At 66.3% G+C, this 18,312-nt stretch carries 18 protein-coding genes; 10 read left to right on the top strand and 8 right to left on the bottom strand.

Annotation, left to right across the window (positions count from 1 at the left end; genetic code table 11):
* Nucleotides 1-255 precede the first annotated feature (255 nt).
* Nucleotides 256-810 carry a cob(I)yrinic acid a,c-diamide adenosyltransferase gene (locus tag AC56KW_RS07355; protein ID WP_005668037.1) on the bottom strand — a complete coding sequence of 185 codons (555 nt, stop codon included), beginning with the start codon at nucleotides 808-810 and terminating at the stop codon, nucleotides 256-258.
* 81 nt (nucleotides 811-891) lie between these two features.
* Between AC56KW_RS07355 and AC56KW_RS07350 the strand changes: the two genes are divergently transcribed.
* From AC56KW_RS07350 to AC56KW_RS07325, 6 genes are all read left to right on the top strand, one after another.
* Entirely contained in the window at nucleotides 892-2,397 is a 1,506-nt protein-coding gene (locus AC56KW_RS07350; RefSeq protein ID WP_497170082.1) for an FAD-linked oxidase C-terminal domain-containing protein, read from the top strand.
* Nucleotides 2,398-2,409: 12 nt separating this feature from the next.
* Nucleotides 2,410-3,480: a glycolate oxidase subunit GlcE gene (gene glcE, locus AC56KW_RS07345; protein ID WP_497170081.1), complete on the top strand. Its 1,071-nt coding sequence runs from the start codon at nucleotides 2,410-2,412 to the stop codon at nucleotides 3,478-3,480.
* A 2-nt stretch (nucleotides 3,481-3,482) separates the two neighbouring features.
* Nucleotides 3,483-4,709, top strand: coding sequence for a glycolate oxidase subunit GlcF (glcF, locus tag AC56KW_RS07340; protein WP_497170080.1), 1,227 nt, complete (start codon nucleotides 3,483-3,485; stop codon nucleotides 4,707-4,709).
* Nucleotides 4,710-4,788: 79 nt separating this feature from the next.
* Nucleotides 4,789-5,103, top strand: a complete 315-nt coding sequence (locus AC56KW_RS07335) for a hypothetical protein (RefSeq protein ID WP_497170079.1) — start codon at nucleotides 4,789-4,791, stop codon at nucleotides 5,101-5,103.
* A 104-nt stretch (nucleotides 5,104-5,207) separates the two neighbouring features.
* Complete coding sequence (locus AC56KW_RS07330) at nucleotides 5,208-5,669, top strand: hypothetical protein (protein ID WP_497170078.1); 462 nt, start codon at nucleotides 5,208-5,210, stop codon at nucleotides 5,667-5,669.
* The gene (locus AC56KW_RS07325; protein WP_497170077.1) at nucleotides 5,669-6,589 is read left to right on the top strand and encodes a DUF2145 domain-containing protein; all 921 of its coding nucleotides are present in this window, start codon (nucleotides 5,669-5,671) and stop codon (nucleotides 6,587-6,589) included. Before AC56KW_RS07330 ends, AC56KW_RS07325 begins: the two co-directional genes overlap by 1 nt.
* A gap of 19 nt (nucleotides 6,590-6,608) precedes the next feature.
* Here the strand turns inward: AC56KW_RS07325 and AC56KW_RS07320 are convergent, their stop codons facing one another.
* Nucleotides 6,609-7,094, bottom strand: a complete 486-nt coding sequence (locus tag AC56KW_RS07320) for a glutathione peroxidase (protein ID WP_497170233.1) — start codon at nucleotides 7,092-7,094, stop codon at nucleotides 6,609-6,611.
* 186 nt (nucleotides 7,095-7,280) lie between these two features.
* Between AC56KW_RS07320 and AC56KW_RS07315 the strand changes: the two genes are divergently transcribed.
* Nucleotides 7,281-9,533 carry a TonB-dependent receptor domain-containing protein gene (locus AC56KW_RS07315; RefSeq protein ID WP_497170076.1) on the top strand — a complete coding sequence of 751 codons (2,253 nt, stop codon included), beginning with the start codon at nucleotides 7,281-7,283 and terminating at the stop codon, nucleotides 9,531-9,533.
* Nucleotides 9,534-9,646: 113 nt separating this feature from the next.
* A complete protein-coding gene (locus AC56KW_RS07310) occupies nucleotides 9,647-11,824 on the top strand; it encodes a TonB-dependent receptor plug domain-containing protein (RefSeq protein ID WP_497170075.1) in 2,178 nt (725 codons plus the stop codon).
* 476 nt (nucleotides 11,825-12,300) lie between these two features.
* On the opposite strand, the gene AC56KW_RS07305 is transcribed toward AC56KW_RS07310, so the two are convergent.
* Both AC56KW_RS07305 and AC56KW_RS07300 read right to left on the bottom strand, forming a co-directional pair.
* Complete coding sequence (locus tag AC56KW_RS07305; RefSeq protein ID WP_497170074.1) at nucleotides 12,301-13,437, bottom strand: PilT/PilU family type 4a pilus ATPase; 1,137 nt, start codon at nucleotides 13,435-13,437, stop codon at nucleotides 12,301-12,303.
* An 8-nt stretch (nucleotides 13,438-13,445) separates the two neighbouring features.
* On the bottom strand, nucleotides 13,446-14,489 hold the full coding sequence (locus AC56KW_RS07300) for a type IV pilus twitching motility protein PilT (protein WP_497170073.1): 1,044 nt from the start codon (nucleotides 14,487-14,489) through the stop codon (nucleotides 13,446-13,448).
* A 76-nt stretch (nucleotides 14,490-14,565) separates the two neighbouring features.
* Here AC56KW_RS07300 and AC56KW_RS07295 point away from each other — a divergent pair, with 76 nt between their 5' ends.
* Both AC56KW_RS07295 and proC read left to right on the top strand, forming a co-directional pair.
* The gene (locus AC56KW_RS07295; protein WP_497170072.1) at nucleotides 14,566-15,267 is read left to right on the top strand and encodes a YggS family pyridoxal phosphate-dependent enzyme; all 702 of its coding nucleotides are present in this window, start codon (nucleotides 14,566-14,568) and stop codon (nucleotides 15,265-15,267) included.
* Between the two features lie 45 nt (nucleotides 15,268-15,312).
* Nucleotides 15,313-16,125 carry a pyrroline-5-carboxylate reductase gene (gene proC / locus AC56KW_RS07290; RefSeq protein ID WP_497170071.1) on the top strand — a complete coding sequence of 271 codons (813 nt, stop codon included), beginning with the start codon at nucleotides 15,313-15,315 and terminating at the stop codon, nucleotides 16,123-16,125.
* A gap of 30 nt (nucleotides 16,126-16,155) precedes the next feature.
* Here proC and AC56KW_RS07285 read toward each other — a convergent pair whose 3' ends face one another.
* The 4 genes from AC56KW_RS07285 to ubiA are packed head-to-tail and all read right to left on the bottom strand — an operon-like array spanning nucleotide 16,156 to nucleotide 18,043.
* On the bottom strand, nucleotides 16,156-16,455 hold the full coding sequence (locus tag AC56KW_RS07285; RefSeq protein ID WP_497170070.1) for a hypothetical protein: 300 nt from the start codon (nucleotides 16,453-16,455) through the stop codon (nucleotides 16,156-16,158).
* Nucleotides 16,442-16,822 carry a phage holin family protein gene (locus tag AC56KW_RS07280; protein ID WP_497170069.1) on the bottom strand — a complete coding sequence of 127 codons (381 nt, stop codon included), beginning with the start codon at nucleotides 16,820-16,822 and terminating at the stop codon, nucleotides 16,442-16,444. Before AC56KW_RS07280 ends, AC56KW_RS07285 begins: the two co-directional genes overlap by 14 nt.
* Before the next feature lies 1 nt (nucleotide 16,823).
* Nucleotides 16,824-17,144 carry an ElaB/YgaM/YqjD family protein gene (locus tag AC56KW_RS07275; RefSeq protein WP_497170068.1) on the bottom strand — a complete coding sequence of 107 codons (321 nt, stop codon included), beginning with the start codon at nucleotides 17,142-17,144 and terminating at the stop codon, nucleotides 16,824-16,826.
* A gap of 44 nt (nucleotides 17,145-17,188) precedes the next feature.
* Nucleotides 17,189-18,043: a 4-hydroxybenzoate octaprenyltransferase gene (gene ubiA, locus AC56KW_RS07270; protein ID WP_497170067.1), complete on the bottom strand. Its 855-nt coding sequence runs from the start codon at nucleotides 18,041-18,043 to the stop codon at nucleotides 17,189-17,191.
* Nucleotides 18,044-18,312 lie beyond the last annotated feature (269 nt).

The raw sequence follows: 18,312 nt of genomic DNA, 5'->3' as shown, positions 1-18,312 counted from the left end.
GGGCGTAGTCGGCCAGGTGGCGCGTCATCGTCTCGAGCAGCAGCCGGGTGACGTCGTCCCACTCGCGGTGCAGGTTGATGGTGATGTTGTGGCTGTCCTTCTTCTCGACGTCGACGCCGTTGCCGGTGCGGCCGCGCACGACCTTGTCGCTGGCGTCAAAGCGCGCCAGCAGGGCGTCGCACTGCTGCGCCGTCAGGGCATCGTCGTAGACACCGATGAAGTCATCCATCCTGTCTCCATGCTGCCGGCCAGGATTTATCCGCGCTTGCGTTCGTGCTGCCACAGCACGTCGCTGCCGCCCGCGTGGCGGTTCAGCACCCGCGCCAGCACGAACATCAGGTCGGACAGGCGGTTGACGTACTGGCGCGGGTGGGCGTGGATCTGCTCGGCCTTCGACAGCGCCACGATGGCGCGCTCGGCGCGCCGGCACACGGTACGGCACACGTGGGCGGTGGAAGCCGCGCGCGAGCCGGCCGGCAGGATGAATTCCTTCAATACGGGCAGGTCGGCGTTGTATTTCTCGAGCAGGCCGTCGAGGCGCGCCACGTGTTCTTCCTTGATCATCTGGTAGCCCGGGATACACAGCTCGCCGCCCAGGTCGAACAGGTCGTGCTGGATCGAGACCAGCTCTTCGCGCAATGCGGCCGGCATGTCTTCGCACAGCAGCAGGCCGACGAAGGAATTGAGTTCGTCGACTTCGCCCAGCGCGTGGATGCGCGCGCTGTCCTTGCCGGTGCGGCTGCCGTCGCCCAGGCCGGTGCTGCCGTCGTCCCCGGTGCGGGTCGCGATTTTAGAGAGTCGGTTGCCCATGATGTTGTCTTATGCGTTGGTGAGAAAAAACGATGGGACGAGCATACGACAAAACGTGGTGATTGTGCTTACAATCGAATCATGCACGACCTCGTCTCCCATCCAGGCCCTGTCACTACGCGCGACCCCACCGAGCGGCGCGCTCAGGTGGCGGCGGCCCTGCGCGCGCGCCTGCCGGCGGGCTGCGTCCTGTCCGACCCCGAGGACACCCGGCCCTATGAATGCGACGGCCTGGCGGCGTATCGCCAGCTGCCGCTGGTGGTCACGCTGCCCACCGACGAACGGCAGGTGCTGGCGATCCTGGACGTCTGCCGTGAATTGAACGTGCCGATCGTGCCGCGCGGCGCCGGCACCGGCCTGTCGGGCGGCGCGCTGCCGATCCACGACGGCGTGGTGCTGTCGACCGCGCGCATGAGCCAGATCAAACGGGTCGACCAGCTGGCGCGCACGGCCGTCGTCCAGCCGGGCGTGCGCAACCTGGCGATCTCCGAGGCGGCGGCGCGGTTCGGCCTGTACTACGCGCCCGACCCGTCGTCGCAGATCGCCTGCACCATCGGCGGCAACGTGGCCGAGAACGCGGGCGGGGTGCACTGCCTCAAATACGGCCTGACGGTGCACAACGTGCTGCGGGTGCGGGTGGCGACCATCGAGGGCGAGATCGTCGAGCTGGGCGGCGAGGCGCTCGATGCGCCGGGCCTGGACTTGCTTGCCGTATTCATCGGCTCCGAGGGCATGCTGGGCATCGTCACCGAGGTGACCGTCAAGTTGGTGCCCAAGCCCGCGCTGGCCCAGGTCATCATGGCCTCGTTCAACGACGTGGTCACCGCCGGCAATGCGGTGGCCGACGTGATCGCGGCCGGCATCATCCCGGCCGGCCTCGAGATGATGGACCGCACCTCGGTGCGCATGGTCGAGCCCTTCGTGAAAGCCGGCTACGACCTCGACGCCGCCGCCATCCTGCTGTGCGAGGCCGATGGCACCGCGCTCGAAGTGGCCGAAGAAATCGCCCGCATGAGCGCGGTGCTCGAACGCGCCGGCGCGACTGCGCTCGCGGTGTCGCGAAGCGAGGCCGAACGGGTGCGCTTCTGGTCGGGCCGCAAGAACGCCTTCCCGGCGGCGGGCCGCATCTCGCCCGACTACTACTGCATGGACGGCACCATCCCGCGCAAGCAGCTGGCGCGGGTCCTGGCCGGCATCGCCGATATGGAACACACCTACGGCCTGCGCTGCTCGAACGTATTCCATGCCGGCGACGGCAATATGCATCCCTTGATCCTGTTCGACGCCAGCGCGCCCGGTGAATTCGAGCGCGCCGAAGCCTTCGGCGCCGCGATCCTGGCGCTGTGCGTCGAGGTGGGCGGCACCATCACCGGCGAGCATGGCGTGGGCAAGGAAAAGATCGGATCGATGTGCGTGCAGTTCGGGCGCAAGGAGCTCGATGCCTTCTTCGCGGTCAAGCACGCCTTCGATCCGGTCGCGCTGCTCAATCCGGACAAGGCGATTCCAACCCCGCACCGCTGCGCCGAATTCGGCAAGCTGCACGTGCACCACGGCCAGGTCCCGTTCCCCGACCTGCCGCGTTTTTGAACGAGCATCGACATGGGAACGATAGAACGATTCCAGGAGCGTGTACGGGCCGCGGCGGCCGACGGCCAGCCGCTGTGCATCCGCGGCGGCGGCAGCAAACACTGGTATGGCGGCGTGCCGCAAGGCGCCATCCTCGACACCCGGGAACATGCCGGCATCGTCGACTACGAGCCGACCGAACTGGTGATCACGGCGCGCTGCGGCACGCCGCTGGCGGAGATCGAGGCGCTGCTCGCCCGACACAAGCAGATGCTGGCATTTGAGCCGCCGCATTTCGGGCCGGACGCCACCGTCGGCGGCACGGTCGCGGCCGGGCTATGCGGGCCACGGCGCGCCACCAGCGGGTCCACGCGCGACTTCGTGCTCGGCGCCAGGCTGCTGGACGGGAAGGGTGATGTATTGTCGTTCGGCGGCAAGGTGATGAAGAACGTGGCCGGCTACGACGTCTCGCGCATGCTGGCCGGTTCGCTGGGCACGCTCGGCCTGCTGCTCGACGTCTCGCTCAAGGTGCTGCCGCGCCCCTTCGCCGAGACCACGCTGCGCTTCGAAATGGGCGAGATCGAGGCCATTCGCCGCCTGAACGAATGGGGCGGCCAGCCCTTGCCTCTGTCGGGCAGCGCCTGGTGCGACGGGGTGCTGGCGCTGCGCCTGTCGGGCGCCGAAGCGGCGGTCGATGCGGCCGTGCGCAGCCTCGGCGGCGCGACGCTGCCGGATGCGGCCGCGTTCTGGACCGACGTGCGCGAACAGCGTCATGCCTTCTTCGCCGGTGATGGACCATTATGGCGCCTGTCGATGCCGTCCACCACCGGCGCGCTGGTGCTGGGCGGCGGCCAGGTGATCGAGTGGGGCGGCGCCCAGCGCTGGCTGCGCGCCGGCGGCGATGCCGCCACGGCCCAGGAGATCCGGCGTACGGTGCAAGCCTGCGGCGGCCATGCGACCCTGTTCCGGGGCGGCGACAAGGGCGTCGGCGTATTCCAGCCGCTGGCGCCGGCGCTGGCGCGCATCCATACGCGCATGAAGGATGCGTTCGACCCCGCCCACATTTTCAACCCGGGGCGCCTGATGCCGGAAAGCGCCAGCTGATCATGCAAACCCTCCTCGCCGACTTCATCAAGGGCACGCGCGAAGGCGAAGAAGCGCAAGCGATCCTGCGCGCCTGCGTGCACTGCGGCTTTTGCACCGCCACCTGCCCGACCTACCAGCTGCTGGGCGACGAACTCGATGGCCCGCGCGGCCGCATCTACCTGATCAAGCAGGTGCTCGAAGGCGCGGAGCCGACCCGCAAGACCCAGCTGCACCTGGACCGTTGCCTCACCTGCCGCAACTGCGAGACCACCTGTCCCTCGGGCGTCAAGTACGGCCGCCTGGTCGACATCGGCCGCAAGCTGGTCGACGAGCGCGTGCCGCGGCCATTAGGCGACCGTATCAAGCGCACCACGCTCAAGGAATGCCTGCCGCGCGGTGCGCTGTTCAAGCCGGCCTTCAGGGCCGGGCAGGCGCTGCGGCCCTTGCTGCCCGCGAAGCTGCAGGACAAGCTGCAGCCTTCGCGTGCCGCCGGCCACTGGCCGAGGCGGGTGCACGCGCGCAAGATGCTGCTGCTGGACGGCTGCGTGCAGCCGGCGATGGCGCCGAATATCAACGCCGCCACCGCGCGCGTGCTCGATGCCCTCGGTGTGCAGCTGGTCGTGGCGGCCAAGGCCGGCTGCTGCGGCGCGCTGCGCTACCACATGAACGACCAGGACGGCGGCCTGGCCGATATGCGCCGCAACGTCGATGCCTGGTGGCCGTACGTGGAACAGGGCCAGGTCGAGGCGATCGTGATGACCGCGTCCGGCTGCGGCGTCACGGTCAAGGAATACGGCCACCTGCTGGCGCACGATCCGGCGTATGCCGGCAAGGCGCAGCGCATCAGCGAGCTCACGCGCGACCTGTCCGAGATCCTGCCGGAATTCACCCAACAGTTCAAGGCGCGGGCCCAGGGCAGGGGCGGGCCGCGGGTGGCCTACCACCCGCCCTGCACGCTGCAGCACGGCCAGCAAATCCGCGGCAAGGTCGAGGCCGTGCTGCACGCGGCCGGCATCGAGGTGGTGCTGTGCGCCGACAACCACCTGTGCTGCGGCTCGGCCGGCGCCTATTCGGTGCTGCAGCCCGAGATCGCGCACGCGCTGCGCGAGCGCAAGCTGGCCAGCCTGGATGCCACCGGCGCCGAAGAAATCGTGTCGGCGAACATCGGTTGCCTGACGCACCTGCAATCGGGAACGCAGACGCCGGTCACGCACTGGATCGAGCTGCTCGAACGGGTACTGTCCTGAGCATGTTGCGCACGCCCGTGTTAACATCGCGCCGACCCGGCAACCGGCGGGACATCATGGCAACCATCCAGGAACGATCTTGAGCTTTACCTTCCAACTCGTGCGCGACGACGAGGGCGGCCCGGCCGCCGTGGTCTTCGAAGACAGCAGCAGCCCCGGCCTGGTTCCGGTCTGGGAAGCGGCCGGCGTCTACGACGCGCTCTACAACAGCGACGGCCGCGTGGCGCGCGACGTCTCGCGCGCGCTGGCCTACGGCCTCGATCAATTGAACGAAGACGCGTCGCTGGCCGGCCTTCTGCCGCCCGGCGTGTCGATGACGGAGGCGATCCGCTTCCTCGAGAACGTCAACCGCGGCTGTACCATCCACGGCGTGGCGCGCATCCAGACCCGCTGACGGCGAATCCGTGCGTTTGTCACAAGCGGCGGCGACGGCGGTATGGTCATCAAGCGCCAAGGCTTGTACCATGTGAGCGTTCTGCTCGACAATGAAAGCTTCTTATGACCTTGCCAATTCTGCACCGTTCCCTGTCCCTCGCCGTCCTCGCGGCCGCCCTTGCCGTACCAGCCCAGGCCGAAAGCTTCGCTTCCTCGGCGTCCAGCGCCGGTTCGGCGTCGTCGGCCAGCATTTCCGACTCGATCAGCGATTCCAGCACCAGCTCGAGCGGCGACGACAAGGTGGCGGCGGGCGACTATCGCGTGATCGACATCGCGCAGGCCCCGAACAAGGCCGACACCAGCCGCCTGACCCTGCGCGCCGAAGCCGGCCAGGCCCGGACCTTCTTCCTCGACGTGCCGAACCGTGCGCTGGCACAGCGCATGGTGGCCACGGGTGACGTGGTGCGCGTCAACGAGCGCGTCTACGGCTACGAGTTCGCCCACGCCGACACCCAGCATCCATTCTTCCTGGCGCTGCAGGACGACTGGCAGCGCGACCTGGCCTCGCGCAAAGTCACCATCTGATGCTGCTGCAGAGGGCGGCCGCAGCGATCGCGCTGGCGCTCGGCCTGAATGCGATCGCGAGTGGCGCCGCCTGGGCCGGGCTGCCGACCTTCTGCGAACGCGAGGACGACATCACCGCCGCCCAGCAAGACCGTGTGCTGCGCTTTGCCGGCGTGGTGCGGCAAGAGCTCGAACGCTCGGGCGGCAAGGTCGCGCTGATCTCGCGTGCCGGCACCGACCTGAGCCGCTTCGGCCTGCTGTATTCGCACGCCGGCGTCGCCTTGCGCGACGAGGCGGCTGGCGCGTGGGCCGTGCGCCAGCTGTACTACGCCTGCGACGACGCGCGGCCGCACCTGTTCGACCAGGGCATCTCGGGTTTCGCCCTCGGGGCCGATGCGCCGTCCAGCGGCCATGTGTCGCTGGTGTTCCTGCCGGATGACGACAACGCCGAGCTCGAACGCGCCGCGCGCGACAAGCAGCTGGCGCTGGCGCTGCTGGCTGGAAAGTACAGCGCCAACGCCTATGCCTACGGGACCCGTTACCAGAACTGCAACCAGTGGGTGGCCGAACTGCTGGCCGGCGCCTGGGGCGGGGTGGCCGGCGATGGTGTGCACGTGCGCGAACAGGCCCAGGCCTGGCTGCGGGACCAGGGCTATGTCGCCGGCCCGGTGAAGGTGCCGGGGCACATGCTGATGTTCGCGGGCCAGTTCGTGCCGCTGGTGCACACGAACGACCATCCCGTGGAAGACCTGCACGCGCTCGCGCTGCAGGTGAGCTTGCCGGCTTCGATCGAGACCTTCGTGCGCCGGCGCGCGCCTGCGGCGCAGCGCGTGGAGATCTGCCATGACGAGGGCCGCATCGTCGTGCGGCGCGGCTGGGAGCCGCTCGGCGCCGCCTGCGAGGCGGGACCGGGTGACGAAGTCACCACGTTTGCGCCCTGAACTTGCACCGTTGGCGGCGTCAGGCCGCCAGCACCTTTTCGATATCCCCCTTCAGTTCCCCCGGCTTGGTGGCCGGCGCATAGCGCTTGACCACCGCGCCGTCCTTGTTGACCAGGAACTTGGTGAAATTCCACTTGATCGACTCCAGGCCCAATATCCCCGGCGCCTCGCCCTTCAGGAAGCGAAACAGTGGATGGGCGCCATCGCCGTTGACGTCGATCTTGGAGAACATGGGGAAGGTGACGCCGTAGTTCTTTTCGCAGAAGGCGCCGATCTCGGCCTCGCTGCCCTGTTCCTGGCGGCCGAACTGGTTGCAGGGGAAGCCGAGCACCACCAGGCCCCGGTCGGCATAAGTGCGCTGCAGTTCCTCGAGGCCCTGGTATTGCGGGGTGAAGCCGCAGGCGCTGGCGGTGTTGACGATCAGGAGCGCCTTGCCGCGATAGCGGTCCAGGTCGACCGGTTGGCCGTCGAGGGCGGTGGCGTTGAAATCGTAGGCGTTCATGATGGGCTCTCCTGGTGGTTGAATGGTCGAGTTTACGTGAACGCAGCCGAACGCGCACGGCGTATTGACGCGCTGCGCCGGCGTGAATCACATCCATGACTTTTATTTCGTCTTAGCATTTCTTAACGTATTTCGGGAACAGCGCGTGCGACAATCACGCTCGTTTAATTGTCCAGCACCCGGGTTGCCATGCCTCGTCTTCGTTCTTCCGTCCTGCTGCTCGCGCCGATCGTGGCCGGCACGCTGCTTGCGCCCGCCCGCGCCAACGTCCAGCAGGCGCCCGTCACCAGCGCGCCCGTCGCCGCGACGCCGGCGCCCGAGGCCGAAGTGCCGGTGCAGTCGACCGTGTCGGTCAGCGCAGTGCGCTCGTCGAACCGCATCGACCGCCAGGCCTATGACGTCAAGAGCGATTCGGCGTCGACCAACGACACCATCGCCGACACCCTGAACAAGGTGCCGTCGGTCGCGGTCGACCCGGACGGCAACGTGACCCTGCGCGGGCGCAGCAATGTACAGATCCTCATCGACGGCAAGCCGTCGGCCATGATGCAGGGCGAGAACCGCGCCGCCGCCCTCGGCGCGCTGCCGGCCGCCGATCTCGAATCGGTCGAAGTGATCAACAACCCCGGCGCGCAGTTCGGCAACGAAGGCGGCGGCGGCCCGATCATCAACCTGGTGATGCGGCGCGAACGCACGCCGGGCAGCTTCGGCGTCGTCAACGCCAACAAGGGCGCCGAAGGCCGTTTCAATGCGTCCACCTTCGGCAGTTACACGGGCGGACGCCTGAGCGTGCAGGGCGCGCTGTTCGGCCGCCGCGACAGCCGCGGCTCGACCGGGGAGACGACCCGCGAGCGCATCGACCCGGCCACCGGCGCCGTGGCCAGCAGCGTGCAGACCTCGCAGAGCGAGAACGACACCGACGCGGCCGGCGCCAACGGCTCGCTGACGTACAACCTGGGCGAGAAGGATGTCATCTCGGCCAAGGCCAGCTTCAACGCCAACAGCCAGGACGGTGTGTCGTCCGAGCGTTACCGCGGCACCGATGCATTGGGGGCGGTCGAGAGTGACTACCAGCGCTCGACGGTACGCGACACGAACAGCCGCAGCTACAGCCTGAGCGCGGGCCTGGACCACAAAGGAGAACGGCCGGGAGAAATCTTCAAGACCGACCTGCGGCTGTCGGGCACCAGGGGCGAGGGCGATGTCCGCCGGGCCAACGACTACGCGGTGCGACCATTCAACGCGCCCGACGCGCTCACGCGCCAGGACAACCTGAACGAGACGCGCATCATCGATTTCACCGGCGACTACGAGCGTCCGGGCGCGGCGGGCGTGCTCAAGCTGGGCTACAAGGTGGCGCGCAACAGCAGCGTGATCGATACCCGCTTCCTGGATATCGACCCTGCCACGCTGTTCGAAAGCCCCAACGCGGCGCGTACCAACCGCTTCGAGCTGGTCGATACGACGCTGGCGCTGTACGGCACCTGGCAGATGCGCCTGGGCGAGAAGTGGGGCGTGCTGGGTGGCCTGCGCACCGAGTACACCGATCTCGACATGGACCAGGTCACGACCGGCATCAAGGCCGGGAACCACTACCTGGAGGCGATCCCCAGCGCCTTCCTCACCTACGACCTGTCGGACCGGACGGCGCTGCGCCTGAGCTACGCGCACCGCATCCGCCGTCCGGGCGCCTCGGACCTGAACCCTTTCGTGATCTACCGCGACGAACTGAACGTCTCGTCGGGCAATCCCGACCTGAAGCCGACCGAGTCCGATTCGCTCGAACTCGGGGTCGAGACGAAGCTGGGCAATATCGAGACCAATGTGCGCCTGTATGCGCGCCGCGACACCGACCTGATTTCGGAGCGCCGCACCTTTATTTCCGACACCGTCCTCCTGACCACGCGCGAGAACGCGGGCAGCAGCAGCTCGGGCGGCCTCGAATTCACCTTCAGCGGCCGCGCCACGTCGAAGCTGACGATCAACGCCAGCGGCAATATCGGCTACTCGGAGCAGTCGGTGCTGGGCAACCTCGACGACGACAAGCGCAGCGCGACGTCGATCGCGGGCCGTGCGCGCTTGAGCTACCAGTTCGATCCGGCCAACAGCCTGCAGCTCGTGCTCAATGCCCAGGGCAAGACGCTGTTCGGTGAAGGATATCGCCAGCCGACCCGCACCGCGGACCTCAATTACCGGCGCAAGCTGAGCGATGCCCTGAGCCTGGTCGTGAATATCAACGACGTCTTCGATTCGCAAAAATCCGAGTCGATCACCGAGACCGACCGCCTGCGCGAATACAGCCTGCTCCGGCAGGACGGGCGCCTCGTCTACGTCGGCCTGTCGTACCGCTTCGGCAGCTTCGGCGCCGGGCGCGGCCCACGTGGGCCGGGCGGGCCCGGCTTCGGTCCGCCGGGCGGCGGCATGGGACCGGGGCCACGGTAAATACGGCCGGTCAAGACGGGCGATATGCGGCGTGAATAATTCCGGCACGGCGGCTTGCACGGGACAAGCTGTGACAGAATACGGGACTTTTGGCCACTGTGTTCACGATCCCGATGCTCCGACCAACGCTCATCGCGCTGTCCATTTCGTCACTCTTCGCACTGCCCGCCGCCGCCCGGAACACCCCGCCATCCGGGCCGCCGCCGGTCACCGACGAGACCATGCAGAAGGTCGAGGTCAAGGCCGACGCCAATTCCTATGATCCGCGGCGCGACGATACTGCCAGCCGGATGGTGGTTTCCAACGAAGAGATCAAGCGCTATGGCGACACCTCGGTGCTCGACGTCTTCAAGCGCCTGCCGGGCATCACGGTCGGCGGCGGCGGTGGCCGCGGCGGCGGCGAGATCCGCATGCGCGGCCTGGGCGCCGGCTACACGCAAATCCTGATCAATGGCGAACGGGCGCCCAGCGGCTTCGACATCGACCAGCTGTCGCCCGACGTCATCGAACGGATCGAGATCCTGCGCGCGGCCAGCGCCGAATTTTCGACCCAGTCGATCGCCGGCACCATCAATATCGTGCTCAAGCGGGTGGTGAGAAAGGCGCAGCGAGAACTGCGCGTCGGCTACGGCCGGGCCGAGGACGCCAGCAATCCGAGCGCGAGCCTGAACATGTCGGATCGTCTCGATGGATTGTCGTATTCGCTCGGCGCCAGCGTCTGGCGCTATCAATTCGATCGCCCGCAGCCTTACGAGGAAACGCAGCGCGATCCGGACGGCCGCCTGACCCAGTTGCGCCGTACCGATCAGGTCGACAGCGGCAGCCCGCAGGGCTTCAATCTCACGCCGCGCCTGAACTGGACGCTGGAGAACGGCGACACGGTCAGCTGGCAGACGATGGTGTCGTACAACCACAATGATTACCACGGCGACGCCGTGACCACGACCGAGCTCGGCGCGGCGCCGCCGTACGACGCGCGCGACATGAACAGCGGCGGCAGCTTCACCATGTTGCGCTCCGACCTGAATTGGGTGCACGACCTGGAGCAAGGGGCCAAGCTCGACCTCAAGCTGGGCGTGAACGGCACGCGCAACCGTGGCGACTGGCGCGAGTTCGATTACCGGCTGGGCGACCTGGCGCGCGATTCCACCGTCCTGAGCGCAACCGATGAACGTGGCGTGACCTCGGTGGGCAAGTACACGACGCCATGGATGAAGGATCACGCGCTGGCGATGGGCTGGGATGCGGGCTACACGCGGCGCGAGGACGCGCGCGGCGAGAACGAGGTATTCCCGCTGCTCGAGCGCGAGCTGGTATCGAACGAACAGTACGACGCCACCATCGAGCGCCTGGCCCTGTACGTCCAGGACGAGTGGAACGTGACCAAGCAGTGGTCGATGTATGCGGGACTGCGCTGGGAAGGCCTGGAGACGACCAGCGAAGGCAATACGTTCGACACCAGCACCAACCGCGCGAGCGTGTTCTCGCCGCTGGCCCAGACCCTGTACAAGATCCCGGACAGCCGCGACCAGGTGCGACTGGCCCTGACCCGTACCTTCAAGGCGCCGGCCGCCATCAACCTGATCCCGCGCCGTTTCACCACGCCCAACAACAGCCAGACCGAGCCCGACTACCGCGGCAACCCCGACCTGCAGCCGGAGCTGGCGACCGGCATCGACGCCGCCTACGAGCACTGGTGGGCCGACAAGGCGCTCCTGAGCGCCAGCTTGTCGGTGCGCCGCATCGAGGACTACACGCGCCAGGGGCTGATCCTGGAGGACGGCCGCTGGATCCAGACCCCGGTCAACGACGGCGATGCGCTCACGCGCAGCCTGGAGCTGGAGGCGAAGTTCCCGCTGTCGGCGGTGCTGGCCGATGTGCCCGAGATCGACTTGCGCGCCAGCGTGTCGCGCAACTGGTCGGAGGTGGATGCCGTGCCGGGGCCGGACAACCGCCTCGACCAGCAGGTGCCGCTGTCGGCCACGCTGGGCATCGACTACAAGACGCGCGACGGCAAGCTCAGTACCGGCGCGAGCTTCGCGTTCAAGAACGGCGGCCCGCTGCGCGTGAACGAGGAACAGTCGCGCTACCAGAGCGTGCGGCGCGATCTCGATGTGTATGCGCTGTGGAAGTTCAATCCGAAATACCAGCTGCGGCTGGCGGCGTCGAACCTGCTGCGCCAGGATGGCGTCTCGGATTCACGCTATACCGATGAATTCGGCACGCTGCGCCGGACCAGTTTCAGTGAGGGGCAGCCCATGGCAAGGGTGACGCTGGAGTCGCGTTTTTAACCCATCGTCGGCCGAACCTGGGTGAACGGCTATACCGTCCCCGCGTTCAAGTTGCGCCGGACCAGTTTCAGTGAGGGGCAGCCCATGGCAAGGGTGACGCTGGAGTCGCGTTTTTAACCCATCGTCGGCCGAACCTGGGGTGGACGGCTATACCGTCCCCGCGTTCAAGTTGCGCCGGACCAGTTTCAGTGAGGGGCAGCCCATGGCAAGGGTGACGCTGGAGTCGCGTTTTTAACCTATCGTCGGCCGAACCTGGGGTGGACGGCTATACCGTCCCCGCGTTCAAGTTGCGCCGGACCAGTTTCAGTGAGGGGCAGACCATGGCAAGGGTGACGCTGGAGTCGCGTTTTTAACCCATCGTCGGCCGAACGTGGGGTGGACGGCTATGCCGTCCACGCGTTCAAATCACCGGCGCATCGTGGCATCGCACGCTCTGGTTGAACGCGTGGACGGGAAACCCGTCCACGCCCCCGTGGTCAAATCAAGCCAAGCTTCTCGGTCCCGCTGGAAAAATCGCGGTTCTTCGCATGCTTGCTGTTGAGCTTGATGTTCAGTCGCAGGTCGTTCACCGAATCCGCATTGCGCAGCGCGTCTTCATAGGTGATCTTGTCCGCCTCATACAGGTCGAACAGCGCCTGGTCGAACGTCTGCATCCCCAGCTCGCGCGACTTCTTCATGATCTCCTTGATCTCATGGACTTCGCCCTTGAAGATCAGGTCCGAGATCAGCGGAGAATTGAGCAGGATCTCGATCGCCACCACCCGCCCCTTGGCTTCCTTCTTCGGAATCAGGCGCTGCGAAATCAAGCCCTTGAGGTTCAGCGACAAATCCATCAACAACTGCTGGCGGCGCTCTTCGGGGAAGAAGTTGATGATGCGGTCCAGCGCCTGGTTGGCGCTGTTGGCGTGCAGGGTGGCCAGGCACAGGTGGCCGGTCTCGGCGAAGGCGATCGCGTGTTCCATCGTCTCGCGGTCGCGGATCTCGCCGATCTGGATCACGTCCGGTGCCTGGCGCAGCGAATTCTTCAAGGCCGCCTCGAAGCTGTCGGTATCCACGCCCACTTCGCGCTGCGTGATCACGCAGTTCCTGTGCGGGTGGACGAACTCCACCGGGTCCTCGACCGTGATGATGTGACCGTAGCTGTTCTCGTTGCGGTAGCCGACCATCGCGGCCAGCGTCGTCGACTTGCCGGAGCCGGTCGCGCCGACCATGATCACCAGCCCGCGCTTGGTCATCACGACGTCCTTCAACGTATCGGGCAGGTCGAGGTCTTCGAACCTCGGGATCGCGGTGGTGATCACGCGCAGCACCATGCCCACGCAACCCATCTGCATGAAGCTCGATACCCGGAAGCGTCCCAGGTCGCCGGGCGTGATCGCGAAGTTCGCTTCGCGCGTGAGCTCGAAGCCGGCCGCCTGCTTGTCGTTCATGATCGCGCGCGCCAGGTCGGCCGTGTGGCCGGCGGTCAGCGCCTGGCTCGACACCGGCGTCATGCGGCCGTCGATCTTGATCGCCGGCGGGAAGCCGGCCGTGATGAACAGGTCGGACCCGCCCTTGCTCACCATCAGGCGCAGCAGGTCGAACATGAACTTGGATGCCTGGTCGCGTTCCATGACGGTCCTTAGCCGAGGAAGTTTTCCGGGATCTTGGCCGCTGCGCGCGCGGCGCCGGTCGAGATCACGTTGCGACGCACCAGGTCCGTCAGGTTCTGGTCCAGCGTCTGCATGCCGACATTGCTGCCGGTCTGGATGGCCGAATACATCTGGGCGATCTTGGCTTCGCGGATCAGGTTGCGGATCGCCGGCGTGCCGATCATGATCTCGTGCGCCGCCACCCGGCCCGACCCGTCCTTGGTCTTGAGCAGGGTCTGGGAGATCACGGCCTGCAGCGACTCGGACAGCATCGCGCGCACCATTTCTTTTTCCTCGGCCGGGAACACGTCGACGATACGGTCGATGGTCTTCGCCGCCGACGAGGTGTGCAGCGTGCCGAACACCAGGTGGCCCGTCTCGGCCGCCGACAGCGCCAGGCGGATGGTTTCCAGGTCGCGCAACTCGCCGACCAGGATCGCGTCCGGGTCTTCGCGCAGGGCCGAGCGCAGCGCGTTATTGAACGACAGCGTGTGCGGGCCGACTTCGCGCTGGTTGATCAGGCACTTCTTGGAATCGTGCACGAACTCGATCGGGTCCTCGATGGTGAGGATGTGGCCGTATTCGTTCTCGTTGAGGTGATTGACCATTGCCGCCAGGGTGGTCGACTTGCCCGAGCCGGTCGGTCCGGTCACCAGCACCAGGCCGCGCGGCTTCAAGGCCAGGTCGGCGAAGATCCTCGGCGCGTTCAGTTCTTCCAGGCTCAGGATCTTGGAAGGAATCGTACGCAGCACGGCCGAGGCGCCGCGCTCCTGGTTGAAGGCATTGACGCGAAAGCGCGCCAGGCCGGGGATCGCGAACGAAAAGTCGCACTCGAGCACTTCTTCGTACTGCTTGCGCTGGCCGTCGTTCATGATGTCATAGATCATGCCGTGCACGTCCTTGTGCTCCAGCGGCGGCAGGTTGATGCGGCGCACGTCGCCATGCACGCGGATCATCGGCGGCAGGCCGGCCGACAGGTGCAGGTCAGAGGCCTTGTTCTTGACCGAGAAGGCGAGTAGTTCCGAAATGTCCATTTATAATCCCTGTGCCATCGGTCACACGCTTGTCATCGTCATACCGACTCGAAAATATTTCCTAGAGAAAATCATTATGTCCATAATCGCCGCCAACTTGCAAGCTGTCGAAGCGACAATCGGAGAGGCAGTCCAGGCCGCCGGCCGTGCCCGGCACGAGGTGCAATTGCTGGCTGTTTCCAAGACGTTTCCTGCAGAATCCGTGCTCGAGGCGATGGCGTCCGGACAACGCGCCTTCGGTGAAAACTATCTGCAGGAAGCGCTCGACAAGATTGCGAGCGTCGCGCAGGCGCAACCAGCCGGCGACGTCGAATGGCATTTCATCGGGCCGATCCAGAGCAACAAGACACGGCCGATCGCGGCCAGCTTCCATTGGGTGCACACGGTCGAGCGCCTCAAGATCGCCCAGCGCCTGTCCGAACAGCGCCCGCCCGAACTGGGTCCCTTGAACATCTGCCTGCAGGTGAACATCAGTGGTGAAGCCAGCAAGAGCGGCGTCACCGAGGCCGAACTGCCCGAGCTGGCGCGCGCCGTGGCGCAGCTGCCGAACCTGCGCCTGCGCGGCCTGATGGCGATTCCCGAGCAGGCGACCGATCCCGCGCAGCAGCGCGCCGCTTTTTCCCGCCTGCGCCAGTTGCACGACGCCTTGCGCGCAGAGGGCCTGGCGCTCGATACCCTGTCGATGGGCATGTCGGGCGATATGGCCGCGGCCATCGCGGAAGGCGCGACCATCGTGCGCATCGGCAGCGCCATCTTCGGCGCACGCAATTATGACTAACGACTGACGACCGACTCGACTGAATTCGACCAACCAGGAAAGACCATGAAGATCACCTTTATCGGCGGCGGCAATATGGCCGCGGCGCTCATCTCCGGCATCGTCAGGCAGGCAGGTTCCGGCGCCAATATCCACGTCGTCGACCGCAATCCCGACGCACTCGAGCGCCTGTCGCAACAATATGGCGTGCGCACCGCGACGGCGATCGACGAGCAGGTGAGCGAGAGCGAGGTCGTGGTGCTGGCGATCAAGCCGCAGCAGATGCGCGAAGTGGCGGCCGAACTGGCGCCGCTGCTGCAGCGCCAGCTGGTGCTGTCGATCGCCGCCGGTATTCGCAGCAGCGACCTGGCGCGCTGGCTGAACGGCTACGACGCCATCGTGCGCACGATGCCGAACACGCCGGCGCTGATCGGCATGGGCGTGACCGGCCTGGTCGCGCAGGCGGGCGTGAGCGAAGGCCAGCGCGCGCAGGCCGACGCGGTCATGCGCGCGGTCGGCAAGACCGTCTGGCTCGACGACGAAGCGCAGATCGATCCGGTGACGGCGGTGTCCGGCAGCGGGCCGGCCTATGTGTTCTTCTTCCTGGAAGCGATGCAAGAGGCAGCCCGGCAGATGGGCTTGAGCGCACAGCAGGGCAGGGAGCTGGCGCTGGCCACCTTCACCGGCGCGGCGCAACTGGCGGCCCAGTCCGATGAACCGGTCGAGGTGCTGCGCCAGCGCGTGACCTCGAAGGGCGGCACCACGCACGCCGCCATTGCCAGCATGGAGGCCGCGGGCGTGAAGGAAGCGATCATCGCGGCAATGCGCGCCGCGGCCGCGCGCGGAAAAGCGTTGGGCGAGGAGCTGGGCCGGGACTGAGCGCCGCGAATGCGGCGCCCAGGCGCGGGTTCAGTGGATCTCGAACTTGCGCCAGCCCAGCACCGGCAATACTTTCTGCGCCAGCTTGTAGACCGACACGACCCCGGTCACCACGCCCACGACCCACTGCGGCTTGGTGACCATGAAGCCCAGCCCCAGGCCGGCGGCAGTCAGAAAAGCGGTCTTGTGCTGCGCGACGAAGCCGGGGGCGCCCCCCAGTTCGGCCGGGTGGCGCAGCAGCGCGACGTCATGCGCCATCAGCGCGCGCTGTTCGGCGCACTGGGCGGCCAGCAGGCGGCGCCGCGCCGCCAGGGTGTCATTGCTGTTCATCGACTGGTTCTCCCTTGACAGCTTGCGCATCCTTGCGCAGTTCGGCCAGCGTGGCGGCCATCAGCGGCGGACGGATCGCCAGGTCGCCGCGCACCTTGAAGAAGGCCAGCAGGCTACCGAGGGCGAACAGGCCCGTCATGCCGCCGATCGCCAGCAGGCGATGGGTGTCCCAGAACAGGACCAGCACGAACAGGATCGCCAGCAATACCGCGACGACGCCGAAAAAGGCGGCCGCGATGCCCCAGGCCAGATAGCCGAACAGGCGATGCGTTTCCTCCTGCAGCTCGATGGCCGCCAGTTCCAACCGCGTCCGCACCATGGCGAGCAGGTTGGACCCGATTCTTGCGACGGTCGCGGAGATCGTCATCTTATTTACGGACGATCAGCATGCCGATCACGACGCCGATGGCCGCGCCCAGGCCGACCGACTTCCATGGATTGTCCTTGACGTATTCGTCGGTGGCCTTGGCCGCGACCTTGGTGCGCTCGACCACGGTCTCTTCCGCATTGATCAGGCTGGTCTTGGCCGATGCCAGGGTCTGCTCGAACTTGACCTTGGCCGCCTTCAGTTCGTCGCCGGTCAGCTGGCCGCCGTTGCGCAGCCAGGATTCGGCGTCATGGATCACGGTCTTCAGGTCGCTGACGAGCTGGTCGCGGGTGCCGGTCTGGGTCGGGATTTTTTCGATCATGGTGGGCCTCTTGGTGTTGTGGGTGGAATGCCTTTTGGACAATATTAACCTAATGCATAGTTCAGTGCGACACCAATGAACAGTGCGGCCCCCAGCCAGTTGTTGTGGCGGAAGGCTTTGAAGCATTTCATGCGGTCCCGATCGCGGATCAGCGTGTAGTGGTAGAGGGCGATCATGCCCGCCACGACGACGCCGCCGACGAACCACGAGCGCAGGCCCAGCGACCAGCCGCACAGCAGGAAGATCGCCAGCGAGACGCCGTAGCACAGCATGACCGCGGCCACGTCGAAACGGCCGAAGGTGATGGCCGAGGTGCGCATGCCGAGCTTGAGGTCGTCGTCGCGGTCGACCATGGCGTAGGCGGTGTCGTAGGCCACCGCCCAGAACACGTTCGCCACCAGGAGCCACCAGGCCACGGCCGGCACCTGGTTCTGCACGGCGGCGAAGGCCATCGGGATGCCGAAGCCGAAGGCGATGCCGAGATAGGCCTGGGGAATCGCGAAGAAGCGCTTGAAATAGGGGTAGGTGCCGGCCACTACCACGGCAACCACCGACAGTTGCTTGGTCAGCGCGTTCAATGGAAGGATCAGCAGGAACGACACGATCGCCAGCACCGCCGCCACCATCACCGCTTCCTTGCCGCTGATCTTGCCGCTGGTGAGGGGACGGTCGACGGTGCGCTTGACGTGGCGGTCGAAGTCGCGATCGGCGTAATCGTTGATGGCGCAGCCGCTCGATCGCATCAGGGCGGTGCCGACGACGAAGATCGCCAGCACCTGCAGGTCGGGTACGCCGTCGGACGCCATCCACAACGCCCACAGGGTGGGCCACAGCAAGAGAAGGATGCCGATCGGCTTGTCGGCCCGGACCAGGCGGAAGTAGAGCGCCAGCTTGTTCATGGTGAATCGCAACTTGTCAGAGAAGCACTGTTGAGCAGGAAGCAGCGATTCTAGCCCTTTTGGCGATGTGGCGGCTATGTCGCCTTGTGCAGACACGCTCCCTTCCTTGTATGACAGGGCCGTGTATTCATCGCATGGCAAATACATGAATATTGTCTTTTTATCGTCATCAATTTGACATTTTTGTTTGTTTTAATGCATCGGTCCACACCGGGGTGGTAAGGACAGGACGGGCCTGATGCATGGGCGCCGCCAACGACACCAGACGC

The organism is Telluria sp. RT2P19 (assembly GCF_059685725.1).
This window is presented reverse-complemented; position numbering and strand designations above follow the sequence as displayed.